At 69.6% G+C, this 19,119-nt stretch carries 12 protein-coding genes; 3 read left to right on the plus strand and 9 right to left on the minus strand.

Annotated features, from left to right (window positions below):
- Positions 1-5: 5 nt before the first annotated feature.
- From OG978_RS36725 to OG978_RS36765, 9 genes are all read right to left on the minus strand, one after another.
- The gene (locus OG978_RS36725) at positions 6-1,004 is read right to left on the minus strand and encodes a FecCD family ABC transporter permease (RefSeq protein WP_442817864.1); all 999 of its coding nucleotides are present in this window, start codon (positions 1,002-1,004) and stop codon (positions 6-8) included.
- Between the two features lie 77 nt (positions 1,005-1,081).
- Positions 1,082-2,164, minus strand: coding sequence for a FecCD family ABC transporter permease (locus tag OG978_RS36730; RefSeq protein ID WP_326769374.1), 1,083 nt, complete (start codon positions 2,162-2,164; stop codon positions 1,082-1,084).
- A gap of 45 nt (positions 2,165-2,209) precedes the next feature.
- On the minus strand, positions 2,210-3,298 hold the full coding sequence (locus tag OG978_RS36735) for an iron-siderophore ABC transporter substrate-binding protein (protein ID WP_326769375.1): 1,089 nt from the start codon (positions 3,296-3,298) through the stop codon (positions 2,210-2,212).
- Positions 3,299-3,632: 334 nt separating this feature from the next.
- Positions 3,633-4,487 carry a helix-turn-helix domain-containing protein gene (locus OG978_RS36740; protein WP_326769376.1) on the minus strand — a complete coding sequence of 285 codons (855 nt, stop codon included), beginning with the start codon at positions 4,485-4,487 and terminating at the stop codon, positions 3,633-3,635.
- Positions 4,488-5,071: 584 nt separating this feature from the next.
- A complete protein-coding gene (locus OG978_RS36745) occupies positions 5,072-5,425 on the minus strand; it encodes a cation:proton antiporter domain-containing protein (RefSeq protein ID WP_326769377.1) in 354 nt (117 codons plus the stop codon).
- Between the two features lie 169 nt (positions 5,426-5,594).
- Positions 5,595-6,386, minus strand: a complete 792-nt coding sequence (locus OG978_RS36750; RefSeq protein WP_326769378.1) for an ABC transporter permease — start codon at positions 6,384-6,386, stop codon at positions 5,595-5,597.
- Positions 6,383-7,459 carry an ATP-binding cassette domain-containing protein gene (locus OG978_RS36755; protein WP_326769379.1) on the minus strand — a complete coding sequence of 359 codons (1,077 nt, stop codon included), beginning with the start codon at positions 7,457-7,459 and terminating at the stop codon, positions 6,383-6,385. The genes OG978_RS36750 and OG978_RS36755 overlap by 4 nt, the downstream gene beginning before the upstream one ends.
- A gap of 137 nt (positions 7,460-7,596) precedes the next feature.
- The gene (locus tag OG978_RS36760; protein ID WP_326769380.1) at positions 7,597-10,722 is read right to left on the minus strand and encodes an ATP-binding protein; all 3,126 of its coding nucleotides are present in this window, start codon (positions 10,720-10,722) and stop codon (positions 7,597-7,599) included.
- Positions 10,723-10,849: 127 nt separating this feature from the next.
- Entirely contained in the window at positions 10,850-11,356 is a 507-nt protein-coding gene (locus tag OG978_RS36765; RefSeq protein ID WP_326769381.1) for a hypothetical protein, read from the minus strand.
- A 515-nt stretch (positions 11,357-11,871) separates the two neighbouring features.
- Between OG978_RS36765 and OG978_RS36770 the strand changes: the two genes are divergently transcribed.
- From OG978_RS36770 to OG978_RS36780, 3 genes are all read left to right on the plus strand, one after another.
- On the plus strand, positions 11,872-14,220 hold the full coding sequence (locus tag OG978_RS36770; RefSeq protein ID WP_326769382.1) for a ricin-type beta-trefoil lectin domain protein: 2,349 nt from the start codon (positions 11,872-11,874) through the stop codon (positions 14,218-14,220).
- 97 nt (positions 14,221-14,317) lie between these two features.
- The gene (locus OG978_RS36775) at positions 14,318-16,669 is read left to right on the plus strand and encodes a discoidin domain-containing protein (RefSeq protein ID WP_326769383.1); all 2,352 of its coding nucleotides are present in this window, start codon (positions 14,318-14,320) and stop codon (positions 16,667-16,669) included.
- Between the two features lie 37 nt (positions 16,670-16,706).
- Positions 16,707-19,076, plus strand: a complete 2,370-nt coding sequence (locus tag OG978_RS36780) for an Ig domain-containing protein (RefSeq protein ID WP_326769384.1) — start codon at positions 16,707-16,709, stop codon at positions 19,074-19,076.
- Positions 19,077-19,119 lie beyond the last annotated feature (43 nt).

A 19,119-nucleotide genomic window follows, 5' to 3' on the forward strand; every position in this document is an offset into this window, starting at 1 on the left:
CGGGTTCATCGGCGTCGGCCCGCGTACTGACGGGCCAGGAGCCAGGCGAGGTAGGCCCCTCCGACGCACACCGTGACGACGCCCACGGGCAGGTCGACGCGCTGCGCGATGTAGTCGGCGGAAACGAGGACGACGGCGCCGGTGAGTGCTGCCGGGGCGATGCGCAGCGTGGTGCAGCTCCTGGTCAGACGCTGGGCGATCTGCGGTGCGGCGAGTGCGACGAACGCGATCGGGCCGACGGCCGCGGTCACCAGCGCGGTGAGCGCGACCCCGACGAGGGTGGCGACGAGCCGGGTGCGCTGCGCGTTCACGCCGAGCGCCACGGCGGTGTCGTCGCCCATCTCCAGCTGGACCAGGGGCCGTACCACGGCGGCGGAGCAGACCAGCAGGACGGCGAGGACGACCGTCGCTGAACCCAGTTGGCCGAAGCCGAGTCCGCTGAGGGATCCGGCTCCCCAGGTCGCCGCGAGCATGGCCTGCTGAGGGCTGACGGAGAGGAGCAGCATCGAGGTGAGGGAACCGAGGAACGCACCGACGGCGATGCCGACGATGATGAGACGGAACGGCTGCAGCCCGCCGCGGTAGGCCAGTACGTACACCAGCAGTGCCGTGGCCGACCCGCCGATCAGCGAACCGGACGCGATGGCAAGGTAGTTGGCGGTTCCGATGAGCAGCATGACGACGCTGGCGCCCGCGTACGAACCGGAGGCGAAACCGATCACGTCCGGGGAGCCCAGCGGGTTCTTGGTCAGCGACTGGAAGATCGCCCCGCTGATCGCGAGTGCCGCACCGCAGATGATCGCGAACAGCAGCCGGGGAAGCCGCCAGTTCACGACGACGAGCCGCGAACGGGAGTCGGCGTCCGGGTCGAACAGGGCGGACAGCACCTGCGCGGGCGAGAGCGAGATGGATCCGGAGCCGAGTGTGAGCACGCCGAGGGCGGCCACGGTCACCGCCAGGGCGGCACAGACGAGGACGGATCGCCGTTCGACGCGCAGCGCCATCGAGCCGAGGCGCCAGTGCCAGACGGTACGTCCGAAGGCGACCCGGTCCGGTGGGGCCTGCGACGGGGTTCCGGTGATCACAGGGTGCTCACCTTCCGGCGCCGGACGAGGGCCACGAGGACGGGTGCGCCGATGAGCGCGGTGACGAGTCCTACCCGCAGTTCCCCGGAGGGGAGCACCACACGTCCGATGATGTCGGCGGCCAGCAGGAAGGCGGGGGCGGCGACGACTGTGACGGGCAGGATCCAGCGCTGGTCCGGTCCGACGAACCACCGCACGATGTGGGGCACCATCAGACCGACGAACGAGATGGGTCCGGCGACGGCGACGGCGGTCCCGGCCAGCAGGGTGACGGCGACGACCACGGTCACCCGGGTGAGCGCCAGGCGGGTTCCCAGCGACCGGGCGGTGTCGTCGCCGAGCGCGAGGGCGTTGAGCGATCCCGCGCTGGACATTCCCAGGACGAGGCCGGCACCGATGAGCGGCAGGGCGACCGGGAGGATGTCGAGCGACCGGCCGCCGATGGAGCCGACTCCCCAGAACCGCATGATGTCGAAGGTGGTCGTGCTCTTGAGCGCCATGGCGGTGGTGAATCCGCCACACACGGCGCTGAACGCGACGCCCGCGAGGGTGAGTTTGACCGGGGTGCCGCGGCCGGCCCCGATCGAGCCGAGGACGTAGACGAGCACGGTGAGGCCGAAGGCGCCGGCCAGCGCGAACCAGATGAACTGGCTCGCGGCGGTGAACCCGAGTACGGCGACGGCGAAGGTCACCGCGAGGCTCGCGCCCGCGTTGACGCCGAGAATGCCGGGATCGGCCAGGGGGTTACGGGTGAACGCCTGGATCAGCGCGCCGCTCAGGCCGAGGGCCGCGCCGACGACGAGGCCGATCACGGTGCGCGGCACCCGCAGCTCACGCACCATCACATGCTCATCGGAGTCGTCGAAGTGGAACAGCGCGTCCCAGACCGTGCCGGGTGCGATGGAACGGGCGCCGACCATGACACTGAGGACTGCCACGACGAGCAGCAGCGCGGCGGCGGCCAGCAGGATCAGCGGGCGGGACCGGCCGCGCCGGGCCGGGCCCGCGCCGAGGAGCGGGCCCGGCACATCACGCTGTGCACCGGTGGCGAGGTCACCCGGGGGTGATGGGGTTTTCATGGTTGTCCTTGGGGGTGGCGTCACCTGCGGAGTGGCAGCCGACGGTCAGAAGTCCGCGCCGGTGTTGCCCTTGCCCGAGACGGCGTCGGCGAGCATCGGTACGTAGCGTTCGATCGCCCAGGGGATGGAGAGCACGGAGGGGCCGCTGGTGGCCATGCCCATGGTCGGGTCCTGGACGAAGGCGTAGTGCTTGCCGGCGATCGGCTTCCAACGCGAGAACAACGGGTCCTTGAGGGTGTGCTCGACCTCGTCGGGGCCGCTGGCCCAGGCGACGAAGATGTCGGCCTCGATCGTGTCGAGCTTCTCCAGGCTGACTCCGCCGTACCAGTTGGTGCCCTTGACGGTGGACGCGATCGCGCTCATCGACGGGGTGTTCTTGAAGCCCATCTCGGTCAGCAGCCGGACCCGGGCGTCGTAGTCGACGTACAGGCCGACCTCCGTCGTCCCGGGCGGGAAGGCCACTCCGTAGGCGAAGGTCTTGTCCTTGAACTCCGGGTGGTCCTCGGCCACTGCGGCCAACTGTCCCTGGACGTCGGTGACGAGGCTCTCGGCCTTCGTGTTCTCGCCCATCGCCTTGCCGATGGTGCGGGTCATCTCCTGCCAGGTCCCGCCGTCCCACGGCTTCTTCAGATACGGGACGGTGGGTGCTATCTCGGAGAGACGCTTGTATTCGACGTCCGTGATGCCGGAGTACAGGCCGATGATGAGGTCCGGCTCCAGCGAGAGGATCTGCTCGAAGTCGATCTCGCCCGCGTCACCGCGGTTCAGTATCTCGGGCAGGGGGCCGCCGAGCTTCTCGACCGTGCCGCGGAACCACGGAGTGTATCCCTGCTTGTCGCCACCCCACTGCTCGTCGACACCGACCGGGACCGTGCCCAGTGCCGAGACCACGTCCAGTGACATCCAGCTGAGCGCCACGATGCGTTGGGGCTTCTGCTCGACCGTCGTGCTCCCGTGGCCGTGCTTGATGGTTACGGGGAAGCTCGCCGCGGCGGACCCGGTCTTCGCCTTCGCCGAGTCCGGTTCGGACCCGGCGCTGCCACAGCCCGCCAGGCTCACGACGACGGCGATCACCAGCGCCATGGCGCGGACCAGGGTGCCCGGTCCGCGTCGGGCGGGGGTGGATATGGACATGTCTCTCCTAGGAACTGGACACCGCGCGGTGGTACGCAGGCGGATATGTGGTGGGAGTCGACGCTGTGGCGGGACAGCCATGCGATCTGTCGCCCACGCGGTGGTTAGGCAACCCTCACCTGAGTGAACGCTAAGCAGACGGAGCGTCGGCAGGGGTTGCGATCCGGCCAGGGTGTGTCGTGAGTCAGCCACTTGCCGGCGATATCCCTGACACGGGTGCGGGGCGTCCGGCAGTGGCCGGCCCCGGGGAGGCGTCGGCCGCGCGGAATCCGGAGGCGGTCCCGTCCCCGTCCGGCCGGGACAGGGCCGCCCCCGGTGGCTCCGGTGCGGCGGCTCAGCGGTCGACGGGCGTCGGCGCCGTCTGCTCGCGCAGATACTCGGTCGGACTGACCCCGGTCACGCGGCGGAAGGCGGCGGAGAACGCGCTCGTCGTGGCGTAACCGCAGCGGTGTGCCACGAGGTTGACCTGGTGGCCCCGTGCCAGCATGGTCGTGGCCATGGACATCCGGACCAGCGAACGCCATCGGGTGAACGACATGCCGACGTCCCGGCCGAACGCCCGGGTGACGGTACGCACGCTGAGCGCGTGCCGGGCGGCCCACTGTTCCAACGAGAGGTCGCTCTCCGGATCGCGCATGACGTCGTGGGCCAGGGCGCGGATCCGCCAGTCCTCGGGGACGGGGACCTCGATCACCGAGCGCGGGTTCTCCTCCAGCATGTCGATGATGACGCGCTGGGTCCGGAGCCGGAGGTCGTCGGGCATCGGGGTGGCGTCGAGATGAAGCAGCATCTCCTGGAGTGCCCGTCCCACCTTCAGTGATCGCGGGGACGACCAGCCCGGCGGAATCCCCTCCGGTGCCACGTAGGTGAAGCAACTCACGCTGCCGGCCTCCGGACGGGAGGCGTGCGGCGTGCCGGGCGGCAGCCAGATGCCCTGACCGGGTACGAGGTGACGCACCGCGTTCCGGGTGTGCAGAGTCATCGAACCGAGGTGCGGCCAGACCAGGAGCGCGTCGGTGTGGGTGTGCACCCCGGTTGCCGACGGCCCCAGGGGGTCCGATCCGTCGAAGATCGCCGTGGTCAGCAAATAGGGCGGGGCCACGAGGGCGCCGCCCGCCGAGGGTTCGGTCCATCGGGGCGTGTCCCACCCGGGCGGCGCACCATGATCATGACTGACGGTAACCTGCATGTACTTAGGTTAGCCTAACCTTGCCGCGTTGGGCGGGTCGGCCTCGAGTGCCCTTGCCGAGGTTCGATGTGTCGTCAGGAACGTCGGCATCCGGTCGGCATGAGTCCTGCGAAACTCTCGGGACCACTGCCGAGCCGTGCGACTGGCTGCAGGGCGGATTGGCCCGGAGGGCGTCTCGGGAACGGCTTCGAGCCGTACAAGGCATCCTTGCGCGCGCTGTGGTAGGCCGCGCGTGGCGACGAGTTCACGATTGTGCATCCTCGTCGAGGTCCTCATGGAGGTCACGCAGACCGCGATCCGTGACCCCGATCGACCGCCGTAAGGCTGGTCACCAGCGCGCACCGCACCACACCCGACCACGGCATCGCCTACGACGACCACATATCCGACCTGCCCATGCTCAACCTCACCGGCTCGGCCGCGGTGGTCGGCGACGAGAACCTGCGCAACCTGGCCTGATCCCGCTCCTGGCTGTTATTGCTCGGAGCAACCACCAGCCCAGGCCCGGCCCTCATCCGATAGCGCACCACCTCGCCGCGCGAGTCGGCCGAGCGGGCCACGGGTACTTCGGGTGCCCGCGCGGCTCAGGTTCCGGCGAACTCCCTCTCCCGATCCGTCTCCGCCGTCGTCTTCGGGATCTTCAGCGTCGCGTGGCGCAGGAACGGCGGTGCCATCACCGAGGTGGCGACGGCGAGCAGCACGATGATCGTGTACGTGGCCGTGGTCAGGATGCCCAGCTGGAGCCCGGCCGTGGCGATGACGATCTCCACGACGCCGCGGGCGTTGAGTCCGGCCCCGATCGCGAGCGACTCGCTGTGGCCGAGGCGGCCGAGCCGGGCGCCGAGGTAGCCCCCGGCGAACTTGGCCACGGTGGCCACCAGCAGCGTGACGATCCCGGCGAGCAACACGGTGGGCTGGGCCAGGGTTGCCAGTTCCACCTGGGAGTCCCGCGGTGGCGAAGAACAGCGGTGCCAGCGTCGACATGGAACGCGAGCCGTGCGAGGCGGCCGGCGGGACGGAGGGCGCTGCGCGACCGCGGGGCGCCCCGGGGCGGAGAGCTCCGCCCCGGGGCGGTCCGGGCTGCGGGGGATTCAGCCCGGGCTCGGGTTACCGCGTCTCGCGGTTGAACAGCGACTTCGACCAGTAGTAGCCGAGTACGGCCAGGCCCACGCACCAGACCACGGTGAGCCACCCGTTGTGGCCGATCTCGCTGCCCAGCAGCAGGCCGCGCAGGGTCTCGATGGCGGGCGTGAACGGCTGGTACTCGGCGACCGGCTGGAACCAGCCCGGCATCGCGTCGACCGGTACGAAGGCGCTGGAGATGAAGGGCAGGATGACCAGCGGCACCGCGTTGTTCCCGGCCGCCTCACCGTTGGGGCTGGCCATGCCGACGGCGATCGCCATCCAGGTGAACGCCAGCGCGACCAGCGCGAGCAGCAGGAACGCCGCCAGCCACTCCAGGACCGTCGCGTCCACCGAGCGGAAGCCGATGGCCACCGCGACGGCGCCGACCAGGGTCACGCTGATGACCGATCGCAGCACGCTGCCCGCGACGTGCCCGATCAGCACCGAACCTCGGTGGATCGCCATCGTGCGGAAGCGGGCCATGATGCCCTCGGTCATGTCGTCGGCCACGGACACCGAGGTCCCGACGAGGGTGGTGCCGATGGTCATCATCAAGATGCCGGGGGCGATGTAGACGATGTACTCGGAGCGGTCCGCGCCGCCGCCGCCGATGCCCGCGCTCATCACGTCGCCGAAGACGTAGACGAACAGCAGCAGCATGATGAGCGGTGTCAGCACCACGTTCAGGGTCAGCGCCGGATAGCGCCGCGCGTGCAGCAGGTTGCGGCGCACCATCGTGGTCGAGTCGCGCATGGCGAGGGACAGGGAGCTCATCGGACGGCCTCCTTCTTGGGCTGGTTGAGACCACCGGTCAGCGCGAAGAACACATCGTCGAGATCCGGGGTGTGCACGGTCAGCTCGTCCGCCTCGATGCCCGCGGCGTCCAGCCAGTCGAGGATCGAGCGCAGCTCCCGCTGACCGCCGTTGCTGGGGATCCTCAACGTGAGCGCCTCGTCGTCCCTGCTGACCTCGCGCAGCGCGAAGCCGGAGGAGTCCAGCCAGTCGAGGATCGAGCGCAGCTCGCGCCGGGTGCCGTCGCTGGAGGCCTGGCGCGCCAGCGCCTCGTCGTCGGTGGTGGCTTCGTTGAGGGCGGAGACCGCTGACCGGTAGGCGACGGGATCGGCGAACCGCAGCCGCACGTGACCGCCTGGAATGAGCCGCTTCAGCTCCTCGGCGGTTCCTTCGGCGGCGATCTTGCCGTCGCTCAGCACGGCGATGCGGTCGGCGAGTTCGTCGGCCTCCTCCAGGTACTGGGTGGTGAGGAACACAGTGACACCGCCGGAGACCAACTCGCGGATGATCTGCCATGTGTTGTGGCGGCTGCGCGGGTCGAGGCCGGTCGTCGGCTCGTCGAGGAAGATGATGCGAGGGCTGCCGACGAGTGTCATCGCGATGTCCAGGCGGCGCTTCATGCCGCCGGAGTAGGTGGAGGCGGGCTTCTTCGCCGCGTCCGTCAGATGAAACTGCTCCAGCAACTCCGCCACGGTGCGCCGTCCCTCGCTGCGCGAGAGGTGGTGCAGGTCCGCCATGAGGAGCATGTTCTCCTCGCCGGTGATCAGGCCGTCGACGGCGGAGAACTGCCCGGTGACGCCGATCGAGGCGCGTACGCCCTGCGGGTCGGTTGCCAGGTCGTGCCCACCGACGTACAACTCGTCGGCCTGGCACGTGATGAGCGTCGAGAGGATCTTGACCATGGTGGTCTTGCCCGCACCGTTCGGCCCGAGCAGCGAGAAGATGGTGCCGGACGGCACTGTCAGGTCGATGCCGTCGAGGACCGCCTTCTCCCCGTAGGACTTTCGCAGCCCCTTGGCCGCGATGGCGAGTGATTGCGATGCCGTGGTCGTCATGGAGCAAGAGGTTGCGGTACGCCGCATTCAGCGGGGTTTCACGGTGGCTTCAGCCCCTTGAAACCCTCGCTGAAACGGTCACCGAAGCTCCTTTGAGCAGGCTTTCCGCCCCTGCGGGACGTTTCCGCCCCGCTGCCTCAGCCGCTTCCCGAAACCAGTGCGCGCGCGGCCTCGCGCAGTTCGTCGCGCCCCAGCGCGGCGTACTGGGACACCGCGTCCGCGTAGGCCGCCGCGTCCGCGGCCTCGGCCGCACGCCGCGCCCGTGCCGCCGACATCGTCGGCTGGAACTCGCGCAGCACCCGCAGCCGCTCGGCCAGCGCGACCAGCCGTACCGCCGACGCGTCCCCGGATGCGAGCCCCGCCATCCCCAGCGCGTGCAGTACCGTCCCGAACAACGGCAGCTCCCTGGGCGTGCGCGGCGGCCCGGACAGCAGCGTCAGCAGCCGCTGGTGCAGCCGGTCGACGGCCTCCGCCACCAGGTCGAGCCGGTCGGCGTGCGCGTGCGCCGTCACCGCCGCTGACTGGATCTCCAGCGCCCAGGGGTCCAGCCACGGATCGCCGCTGTGCGCCGAGTCCGCGTCGGGCATCCGCTCCACGGCGCTGCGCCACAGGTCGAGCCCCGTCTCCGTGCGTCCTCGGGCGAGCGCGATCTCGGCGCGCCCGCCCAGGTCGGAAATGTGGGAGGCGTCACCGGGCCGCGTGCTGTCGCCCTCCGCCTGCCGCAGCCAGTACTCCGCCTCGTCCGGGTCGCCCCGCTGCAGGCAGGCCAGCACCAGGCCCCGGCGGATGCCGATCGAGTCGTGCTCGTCGTCGAGCCGCGGCAGCGCCTCGAGCGCTGCCTTCAGATGCCCGTACGCGGCGTCGCCCTGCTCTGTCTGCAAGCACATGTCGCTCACCCGGGCGTGCACCATGACCTGCATCGACGGGTTGGTGACCGTCGCCAGCGCGGCGATCATCCGACGGGCCGACGCGAGCGCGCGGTCGATGTCGTGCTCGTACTCCCAGACGTAGGTGGCGACGCACTCGGCGATCCCGGCGACCAGCGGAAGCCGGCTGTCGCACAACCGCTGCAGCACCTCGTATCCGGGCGGAACCATCTCGGGGATCGCGCTCAGCACGAGCGCGGTGGCCCGCAGCAGTGTGTCCGGCGGCGCGGGCGGCAGCCGCCGCAGCGTCACCAGCTGCCGCACCACGGTCACGTGCGGGCGGTAGCCCATGAACAGGCTCGCCGTGCACAACACGGCGGCGACGCGGGTGACTTCGACGTAACTGGGCTCGGGGTTGTAGTGCGAGAGCGGCGGCCCGGTGTCGGCGGCGAGCACGGCCAGCCTCGGGTAGTTGGAGTCGGTCGACCACAGCGCGGCGAGCACCGCGGTCAGCGCGGCGGTGGAAGGACCGTCCCCGCGGGCCAGCGCGTGCCGCAGCGCCAGGACGAGGTTGTCCTGCTCGGCGCGGATCAACTCCCAGGCCGCCAGAAGGTCCGACCCGAACAGCACGTCGTGGTACGCGACCCCGAAGCCCCGCGCCCAGTCCAGGAACCGGTCGACGGCCGGCTCCTCCTCGCCCGCCTCCGCACGCCGGGCGGCGCTGAACTCCCGTACGGTCTCCAGCATGCGGCACCGGACGCCCACCGGCGCGTCCACCACCGTGACCAGCGACTGGCCGGCCAGCTGCTCCAGCATGAACAGGGCGTCCTCGCCCAGCACGTGCTCCGCCGCCTCCCCGGAGAAGCCGCCGGGGAACACCGACAGCGTGCGCAGCGCCGCCCGGGCGTCCTCGGTGAGCAGGTTCCAGCTCCACTCCACGACCGCGTGCAGCGTGCGATGGCGCTCCGGCACGTCCCGCGCACCGCCGCGCAGCAGCGCGAACCGGTCGCCGATGCGCCGGGCGATCTCCGGCACCGACATCACCCGCACCCGTGCCGCGGCCAGCTCCACGGCCAGCGGCAGCCCGTCCAGGTGTCCGCACAGCTCCGCCACTGCGTCCGGCGGCAGCTTCACCCCGGGCCGGGCGGCCCGCGCCCGCTGCGTGAACAGCTCGACGGATGTCGCCAGGCCCAGCTCCGGCAGCGCGTACACGGCCTCCGACGTCAGGCCCAGCGGTGCCCGGCTGGTGGCCAGTACCCGCAGGTCCTTCGATGACGACACCAGGGCCTGTACGAGGTTGGCGGAGCCGCGGATGACGTGCTCGCAATTGTCCAGAACCAGCAGCGCCGGTCCCGAGCCCAGCACTCCCAGGATCCCGGACACCGGGTCGGCCGAGACGTGGCTGCTCACCCCGGTGTGCCTGTTCTCGCCCGCCCCGAGCGCGGACGCCACCTCCGCGGCCACGTCCCCGTCGGCCGTGACGCCGACGAGTGGCACGAAGTGCACGACGCGCTGCTCGGTGCGGCGGCTGACGGCGTACGCGAGCCGGGTCTTGCCGAGCCCTCCGGGGCCGACGACGGTCACCGCCCGCGACGCACGCAGCAGCCCTTCGACCGCGGCGATGTCCTCGTCGCGCCCGAGCAGCGGGTTCGGTTCGTGCGGCACCCCGTGTCTGACCACGGGCGCCCCGCCGTGCAGCAGCTCCTGCTGTACGGCCCTGAGCGCGGCGCCGGGGTCCGTACCGAGCTCCTCGCGCAGCTCGCGCCGGTAGGCCTCGTACCGTGTCAGCGCGGCGGACGGGCCCGACCCGGCCGCCTCGCCGCGCAGCAGTTCGGCGAGGACCTCCTCGTCACGGGGGTGCTCCGAAGCGGCCACGGCCAGCGGCCCGGCCGCTTCCGCGTGGCGGCCCAGGCGCGCGAGCGCGAGGCCCTGCGCCCGGACGAGTGCGCCGCGTACGGGGGCCCGTTCGGCGCGCAACGCGGCGAGGGGGCCGCCCCCCACATCGGGGGAGCCGTCCCACAGGGCGAGCCCGGCCTCGGCGGAGGCCAGTGACCCCGCGTGGTCCCCGACCCAAGCTCGCTCGGCGCCGGCGGCGGCGTGCAGCAGGAGCGCGGAGGCGTCGACCTGTTTCTCGTCGAGGGCGAGCCGGTAGCCGCTCGGGATGCTGGCCACGACGTCGGCGCCGAGCTGCGTGCGGGCCCGGGACACCAGGACCTGAACCGCCTTGCCGGGCCGCTCGGGAAGTTCGTCGGGCCACAGCCCGGCCACGAGCCGGTCGGTTCTGCACCCCCTGCGCAGGTCCTCCGCGAGCAGAGCGAGGAGGTCGCGGATCCGAGGGGCTGTGACTTCCTGCCCGCGATAGGCGACACGCGACAGCAAGGTCAGATCGGTGCTCACCTGAGCAGATTATCCAAGAGGTCAACCGCGCCCGCACGCGTGCAATTGATCGAGCCACTCGGCCTACAACCCGCACTGACGCGGCCCCGGAAGGTCTTGAGCGACATCACCCGATGGCTCCGGGGCCTCACCCGCCCGGCCCCGGAGCAACCGTTCCCGCGGAGCAATAGCCGTGGGCGGGCCGGGTGGGACGAAACGGCAGTCCGCGGTCGGCGGCGGCCGTCTTCACGGAGCTGACCCCCGGCATGCCCACCACGTAGCCGGAGTCGCCCATCCAGATCGTTGGTTGATGCGTACCGATGAAGCCGGTGATCTCCGAGTCGTTGTAGTGGTAGGGCGTACGGCTGACGTAGTTGTCGCGGGTCATGGGCGACCACCGGGTCATACCGAACGGCGGGGCGGTGCTGGGGATCACGCCGCCGTACTCGGTATCGCTCTGCCCTGTCGTCCCGATGAACGGGTTGACCTGGCCGACGGCGGACGGCCGGTCACGCGCAGAGCTCGTGGACGTGAGCGGCGGGAGGAACGCGGAGAGGAGGGCGGTCACGAGCGTGACCGCCCAGGACAGCGGTGTCAGCTGCGGAAACCGGGAGCGTCGCAGGGCGCCGAACGTCGACGGTCTACCAGGTCGCATGTTGCTTCTCCAGTTGAGACATCGTTGTCAGGCGCGGAGTCCGGACGGTCTTGTGCAGCGTGAGCCATGAGACCGGTTCGGTGCCTCGAACGTCAAGAGCGGTGCGTCATCATGTTCCCGAAACATCGGCGGCTCAAGTCCGGCTGACAGGGTGCTAATTGAGAGCAATTCACTAGCCGACGTAGTTCCGGCGGGGTGAGTCCAGCGTGGTGGTCGGCCGCGACTCATCGGAGCTGTGGCGCATGAATACTCCCTGCGTATCGAGGAGTTCGGGCCAAGACGCGTGGATTCCCCACGCCGCAGAGGGGGTTCATCGGAGCTGTCGGTGCTGCTGACAGCATGCCGCCTCGACGTTGACAGGCTCCTCCGGACCCCTCACCATCGGCACGACTGTGCGTCCGTGTTCGCACATGTTTCAGATTGTGCGATTGGCGGTCGGTCCTCCCTACTTTCTCGGAGTCGACATGACACCCCTGCTCAGACATAGACCAACTCTCCTCGCTCTCCTGCTCCTTGTGATCGGTGCTCTCGTCGCCTGGCCCGTGCCCCATGCCCAGGCCGTCGCGAACACCTCCATCACGATCGACGGCACGAAACCCGGCCGCACCTTCGACGGGGTCGGGGCGATCAGTGGCGGCGGCGGCAACACCCGGCTGCTCATCGACTATCCGGAGCCGCAGCGCGGCCAGCTGCTCGACTACCTGTTCAAGCCCGGATACGGGGCCTCCCTGCAACTCCTGAAACTGGAGATCGGCGGCGACACCAACTCCACCGACGGCGCCGAGCCCAGCCACGAGCACACCCGCGGGCAGGTGGACTGCGGGGAGGGCTACGAGTGGTGGCTCGCCGAGCAGGCCATGGCCCGCAACCCCGACATCAAACTGGCCGGCCTCGCCTGGGGCGCCCCGGGATGGATCGGTGGCGGGGACTTCTGGTCCCAGGACACGATCGACTACTACATGTCCTGGTTCGGCTGTGCGAAGAAGCACCACCTGGACATCGACTACATCGGCGGCTGGAACGAGCGCGGATACAACGCCGACTGGTTCAAGAAGCTCAAGTCCACGCTCACAACGAAGGGTTACGACACGAAGGTCGTCGCTGCGGAAAGTGGCTGGGACGTGGCCGACGCGCTCAAGAGCGACCCCGAGTTCAACGACGCGGTCGACGTCGTCGGCGTGCACTACCCGTGCGGCTACCAGACCGACTTCACCTCGTGCCCCAGCACCGACACCGCGCAGAGCCTCGGCAAACCGCTGTGGGCGAGCGAGAACGGATCCCTGGAAACCGACACCGGCGCCCCCGCGGTGGCCCGCGCCATCAACCGCGACTACATCGACGGCAAGATGACCGCCTACTTCAACTGGCCGGCCATCGCCGCGCTCTACCCGAACCTGTTCTTCTCGACCGACGGCATGTCGATCGCGGCACAGCCCTGGTCAGGTCACTACAGCATCGGCACGACGACCTGGATCACCGCGCACACCGCGCAGTTCACCAAGCCGGGCTGGCACTACATCGACTCGGCGAGCGGCTATCTCGGCGGTGACCGGGCGAACGGCAGCTACGTCTCGCTGAAGTCGACGAACGACCGTGACTACTCGACGGTCATCGAGACCGTGGACGCCAAGGAAGACCAGACCGTGAACTTCGCCGTCGGCGGCGGCCTGTCCACCAGCACCGTGCACGTCTGGTCCACCGACGTGGCGTCGGACAGCACCGCGGACGACTTCGTGCGAGGCGAGGACATCACACCGGCGCAGGACGGCACGTACCGCATGACCCTGAAGCCGGGCCACGTCTACTCGCTCACCACCACCACGGGCCAGGGCAAGGGCACCGCGAAGGCCCCGGCGGGCGCCGCGATGAAGCTGCCGTACAGCGACACCTTCGACAAGCCCGGCGCTACCACCAACGCCACGTACTTCTCCGACATGAACGGCGCCTTCAAGAAGGTGGCCTGCGGTGGCGGCCGCTCCGGCAGCTGCCTGCGCCAGATGGCGCCGACCGCCCCGATCCGCTGGACCGACGAGCCGTACTACGCCCCGTACTCGTTCATGGGCGACGCCTCGTGGTCCAACTACACGGTCTCCGCCGATGTCATGCTGGAGAAGTCCGGGAGCGTCGAGCTCCTCGGCCGGCTCGGCATGCAGGGCCGCAACAACAACGGCCTGGACTCCTACCACCTGAGGCTCGGCGACGACGGCTCCTGGTCGATCGACAAGAGCGACCGGACATGGAAGTACGCGACCCTGGCCAAGGGCAAGACCGACGCCGTGGGCCTGAACACCTGGCACAAGCTGGCGTTCAAGATGCAGGGCACGACGCTGACGGCGTACCTCGACGGCAGGAAACTCGGCAGCGTGGAGGACTCCACCTTCACCCGCGGCCAGGCGGGCCTCGGGGTGACCGGCTACCAGACGGACCAGTTCGACAACTTCAAGCTCACCCCGGGCACGGCCCCGAAGCCCAGCACCGGTGCGGTCACCTCCGGCCTGAGCGGCAAGTGCCTCGACGACGCCCAGGGCGCCACGGCGGACGGAAACCGCATCCAGATCTGGGACTGCAACGGCTCCGACGCGCAGAAGTGGTCGTCGTACGGCAGCACGCTGCGGCTCGGCGGCCGGGACGGCAAGTGCGTCGAGGCCGACGCCAAGAGCACGCGCAACGGCACCCCGGTCCAGCTCGGGACGTGCGACGGCCGGGAGAACCAGCGCTGGATATCGCGCTCCGACGGAACCCTCTGGAACGCGGGCTCCGGACGCTGCCTCGACGTCCCGGGCGGCAACGCGGGCAACGGTGCGGTGCAGTTGGCCCTGTGGGACTGCAACGCCAGGGAGAACCAACGGTGGACGCTGCCCTGAGCCATGGCCGGCACGTGACCGGCGATCCCCAAGAGCCGCACTCAGAACGCGCACGCACCTCCAGGAACGACCCCATCGAGAATGCTTGGAGCCCGCCATGAGATGTCGCCCGAGACGCCTCGCGTGTCTGCTCTCCCTGTTCGTCTCCCTACTGGCCCTGACCCTGGCCGTCCCCGTCGCCCCGGCGACCGCCGAATCCGCCGCCGTGAATGCCAGGCCCACGGTGGTACCCGCCCTGCAGAAGTGGCAGGGCGGCACAGGCTCCTTCGAGCTGCGTCGGCACAGCCGCATCGTGCTCTTCGGCCGGCCCGGTGACGGCCTGCGCGACCAAGTGGCCGCGCTCCCGGGTGAGTTGGATCAGGCGGCTGGACGCAAGCTCGCCCTCTCGACCAGGTCCGCGCAGGACGGCGACATCGTCCTCGCCGTCGACCCCACGTCGACCGGAGCCGGGGGAGGTGCAGGGTTCAAGAAGGAGGGGTACACCTTCACGGTCACCGACAGGAACGTGCGGATCACCGCACCGACCGCGAAGGGCGTCTACTACGGCACCCGCACACTGCTGCAGATCCTGCTGCAGGACGACGGTCGTGATTCGGTACCGGTGGGCACCGCGGTCGACTGGCCGAACTACAAGGTGCGGGGCCTCAGTCTGGATGTCGGGCGACGCTTCTTCACCGCTGACTTCATCCGCGACTACGTACATCTCATGGGCTGGTTCAAGCTCAACGAACTCCAACTGCACCTGAACGACAACGGGTTCAAGGGCGACGGGTCCTGGAGCGACGTCCAGGCCGGCTTCCGGCTCAAGTCCGACAACCCCGAACTGGCCGGCCTTGCCTCGAAGGACGGGGCCTACGACCGGCGCGACTGGGACTCCTTCGAGGACACCGCCGCCGTCAACGGCGTCACGATCATCCCCGAGATCGACGCTCCCGCCCACTCGTTGGCGTTCACCCGGTTCCGGCCGTCACTGGGTCTGAACAACGGCGACTCCGACCATCTGGACCTGTCGAAGCCCGAGACCACCACGTTCATGAAGTCGGTCTTCGACGAGTTCGTCCCCTGGTTCCGTAGCCCGGACGTGCACTTCGGCGCCGACGAGTACACGGTCGACAAGCCCCGCTACAAGACCTACTTCAACGAGATGGCGGCGCACATCCGCGCGCTCGGGAAGCATCCGCGGGCCTGGGGCAGCCTGTCCGTGATGGCGTCCGACACCGACGGCTACGACCGCGACGTCACCCTCAACAGCTGGAACAACCAGTGGTACGGGCCGCACGCCGCGAAGCGGGACGGCTATTCCTTCATCAACACCAATGACGCGCTGCTCTACATCGTTCCGTTCGCGAACTACTACCACGGGCGAGGACTTGACGGTAAGTACCTCTACGACGAGTGGGAACCCAACGTCTTCCCGGGCGGCCAGAGCGTCGAACCCCAGGACCCCCAACTCCTCGGCGCCATGTCCGCCGTCTGGAACGACCTGACCGAAGCCTCCTACGGCGAACTGGACGTCCACGGGCTGGTCGAGCCCACGTTCGGCGTGCTGGCCCAGAAGATGTGGAGCGGTGCCTCGTCGGGTGTGCCGTACGACTCCTTCCTCGGGACCGTGCGCAGGCTCGGCGTCGGCACCGGACTGACCAAGGTTGCCACGACCCTGGCCACCCCGGCCAACAGCGAACTGAGCCTGGGCCGACCGGCGACCGCCTCCGAGGGCAAGGCCGGCGCGGCGTTCGACGGCGTAGGGACCACCAAGTGGGAGAGCGGCCCGGGAGACGACGCCTGGCTCCGCGTGGATCTCGGCCGGCCGGAGACCGTCAGCAAGGTCGAGCTGGACTGGGCACCCGCGTACGGGCGCGACTACGCGATCCAGGTGTCCGGGAACGGCACGGGCTGGACCATGGTCGCCGCGCGCACGGACCGGACATCCGCGGGTTCCGACACGCTCACCTTCGATCCGGTCACGGCCCGGCACATACGCGTCGTCGGCACCGAGGCGGCCCGCAAGCAGGACGGATACGCGCTGTGGAGCATGCGCGTGTTCGACGCCCCCGACCTCGCGCTGCATCGGCCGACCACGGCCTCGTCGTCCGAAGTGCCCAGTCTGGGACCGGAGAACGCCACCGACGGGGACGGGAGGACCCGATGGGCCAGTGCCTACCGGGACGACGAGTGGATCCAGGTGGACCTCGGCCGTGCGCAGACCGTCCGGCGCGTCCTGCTCGACTGGGAGACGGCATCCGCGGCGGACTACGACATCCAGGTCTCCGACGACGCGGAGCACTGGACGACGGCCGCCACCGCCAGGGGCAAGCCGTCGGGCGCGCGCGTCGACGAACTCACCTTCGCGCCGGTGACAGCCCGATACGTGCGTATGCAAGGGGTCAAGCGCACGTCGCCCTTCGGCTATTCGCTCTGGCGCTTCGAGGCCCGGACCACGAGCCCGTGATCACCACCGATACCGAACAGAACAACATGGAGGACGCATGGACAGGCGGAGTTTCCTGATCGCCGGTGGTGTGAGTTCGCTGGCGACGATCGCCCTGCCGGCGCCGGCCGAGCCGGCGTTCGCAGCACAGGAACCCAAGGCACTGCGGATCAAGGCGGGATTCCTGGCGATAGGCCTCGACCAGACGGGCCGGGTGACCAGCCTGGTGGACCTGCGCAACGGAACGGACTACGCGGCCGAGGGCAGAACGGAGCCCCTGGTGTCGGTCGTCCTGGAGGACGGAAAGCAGGAAGCCCCGACTCAGGTGCAGGTGTCGCGGCGGGATTCGCGGGTGCTGGTGTTCAGCAGCGACAAGGCGATCGTCGAGGTGAAGGTCGTCGCGCATGCCACGTACGCGACGCTGGAAGTCGTCGGCCTGGACACTGCGTCGGGGGTGGAGGTGCAGACGCTGCTGTGGGGGCCGCTCGCGGTGCGCGCCAACCAGACGGTCGGTGAAGGTGTCGGCGTGGTCGGCGACAGCCGCTTCGTGTTCGGCATCCACCCGCTCAACGACAAGACCATCGGCGCCTGGCCCAGGGAGTTCGCCTCGTTCGGGTTCGGCGCGGACGTCGAGTCCAGGCCGTACGGGCAGAGCGGGACGCAGAACGACTGGAGCGCCGCGGCGAAGACGTCGTGGGGCAGCATCCTGCGCGCCTACACCTACGACTACACCAAGGCCCGGATCCGGGACGGCCAGATCCCGACCGGCCCGCTCGCTGGAGCGGAAGGGAAGATCGTCGGGTCGAAGCTCGCGGTGTACGGCAGCGCACCCGATCTCGTGCTCACCGTGCTCAGCCAGGTCGCGCAGCGGGAGGACCTGCCGTACCCGACGATCAACGGGCAGTGGCAGAAGGTGGCCGAGGCGACCCGGCAGCCGTTCCTGGTGCTGCACGACCTGAGTGCCACGAACCTGGCCGCCGCCGTCGAGTTCGCCCAGCAGGCGGGGATCAAGAATGTCTACTCGGTGGAGGGCGCCGCAGGCCCCTGGAAGTCCACCGGCCACTACCGGTTCAACAGCAACTTCGGTGGTTCCGACGCCGTCGCGACCCGGATGGCGACGACCGCTGCCGCGAGCGGAGTGCGGCTCGGCGTGCACACCCTGTCCAACTTCATAGCCTCCAACGACCCCTATGTCGTACCGGCACCGGCCGACAAGCGGTTCACGACCGGCAAGACCGTGAAGCTGACCCGCCCCCTCGCCGCGGCCGACACGACCCTGTACGCCGCTGGTGACTCGGGCGGCGGCGGGTATGTCCTGGGCCGCCGGCTGCGGCTCGGAGACGAGTTCGTCACGTTCTCCGGTGCGACCCAAGTCGGCGACGGCGAATGGCAGTTCACCGACGTCAAGCGCGCACAATGGGGAACCCTCGCGGCGTCCTACCCGCAGGGAGCCGACGCCACCCGGATCGCCGAGAACCAGTACGGCGGCGCACGAGGCGACCTGCCCATCGTCGATGAGATAGCCACCCGCCTTGCCACGGTGTGCAACACCACCGGCATCAGGAACATCTCGTTCGACGGACTGGAGGAGGTGTCCTGGAACGGCTGGGGCGGGCAGGGCTATGCGCACATGATCAACGGTTTCCGCCGTCAGCTCGCGTCGCAGGACGGCTTCATCGCCGAAGCCTCCAACCCGTCGTCCAACTCCTGGCACGCTCAGTCGCGCGTCAGCTGGGGCGGCATCGGCTGGTCCGACTCCAACTACGACCAGGTGGCCAGGAACGTTACCTTCTACCGCGCCAACTACCTTCCGCTCATGGGAGGGTCACTCCCGATCGGAGGCGACACGAAGACGCTCGACGTCGAGACGAACCTCGCGCGCGGCGCGTCCCTCGGCGTCAACTTCGGCTGGTTCGAGACGAGCATGGGCAGCCTGTCCAAGGGCCCCAACAGCAAGGCGATCTTCGCCGCCGTCAGGATCTGGAACGCGGCGATCGCGTCCGGTGCGTTCACCCCCGCTCAGCAGCAGCTCATGGCGGACCAGGGCAAGAACTGGCACCTCGGTGAGGAGACCGCGGGCAAGCGCTGGACGCTGCAGGAGATGGACGCGGACGGCAATCCGGTCGGCACGGCGCAGACGGTGGAGGCGCCGAAGCCCGGCTTCATCACACCCGAGCCGACCGAGGGGCGCGTGGGGGAGCTGTACGCGTTCAAGGTCACCTCCAGCACACCGCAGACCGTCCGGTACGAGATCACGTCCGGCAGCCTCCCGGCCGGGCTGAGCCTCAACAAGGACACCGGCGGGATCACCGGAGTCCCCGCCAAGTCCGGCGCCAGGGCCTTCACCGTCACGGCCCGCAACGGCGACGGCGTTCCCGACGCGGCAGTGCGGTACCGACTGAACGTCACTACAGCTCAGGCTAGTTGACGACCGCGCAGGGGTAGTCAGAAGGCCGCTCTCTCCACGACGG

Source organism: Streptomyces sp. NBC_01591 (assembly GCF_035918155.1).
GTDB lineage: Bacteria > Actinomycetota > Actinomycetes > Streptomycetales > Streptomycetaceae > Streptomyces.

Bases quoted from the DNA above. Each gene is read 5' to 3' on its own strand.
- OG978_RS36725 (WP_442817864.1), bottom strand. From the start codon at position 1,004: ATGGCGCTGCGCGTCGAACGGCGATCCGTCCTCGTCTGTGCCGCCCTG.
- OG978_RS36730 (WP_326769374.1), bottom strand. From the start codon at position 2,164: ATGAAAACCCCATCACCCCCGGGTGACCTCGCCACCGGTGCACAGCGT.
- OG978_RS36735 (WP_326769375.1), bottom strand. From the start codon at position 3,298: ATGTCCATATCCACCCCCGCCCGACGCGGACCGGGCACCCTGGTCCGC.
- OG978_RS36740 (WP_326769376.1), bottom strand. From the start codon at position 4,487: ATGCAGGTTACCGTCAGTCATGATCATGGTGCGCCGCCCGGGTGGGAC.
- OG978_RS36750 (WP_326769378.1), bottom strand. From the start codon at position 6,386: ATGAGCTCCCTGTCCCTCGCCATGCGCGACTCGACCACGATGGTGCGC.
- OG978_RS36755 (WP_326769379.1), bottom strand. From the start codon at position 7,459: ATGACGACCACGGCATCGCAATCACTCGCCATCGCGGCCAAGGGGCTG.
- OG978_RS36765 (WP_326769381.1), bottom strand. From the start codon at position 11,356: ATGCGACCTGGTAGACCGTCGACGTTCGGCGCCCTGCGACGCTCCCGG.
- OG978_RS36775 (WP_326769383.1), top strand. From the start codon at position 14,318: ATGAGATGTCGCCCGAGACGCCTCGCGTGTCTGCTCTCCCTGTTCGTC.
- OG978_RS36780 (WP_326769384.1), top strand. From the start codon at position 16,707: ATGGACAGGCGGAGTTTCCTGATCGCCGGTGGTGTGAGTTCGCTGGCG.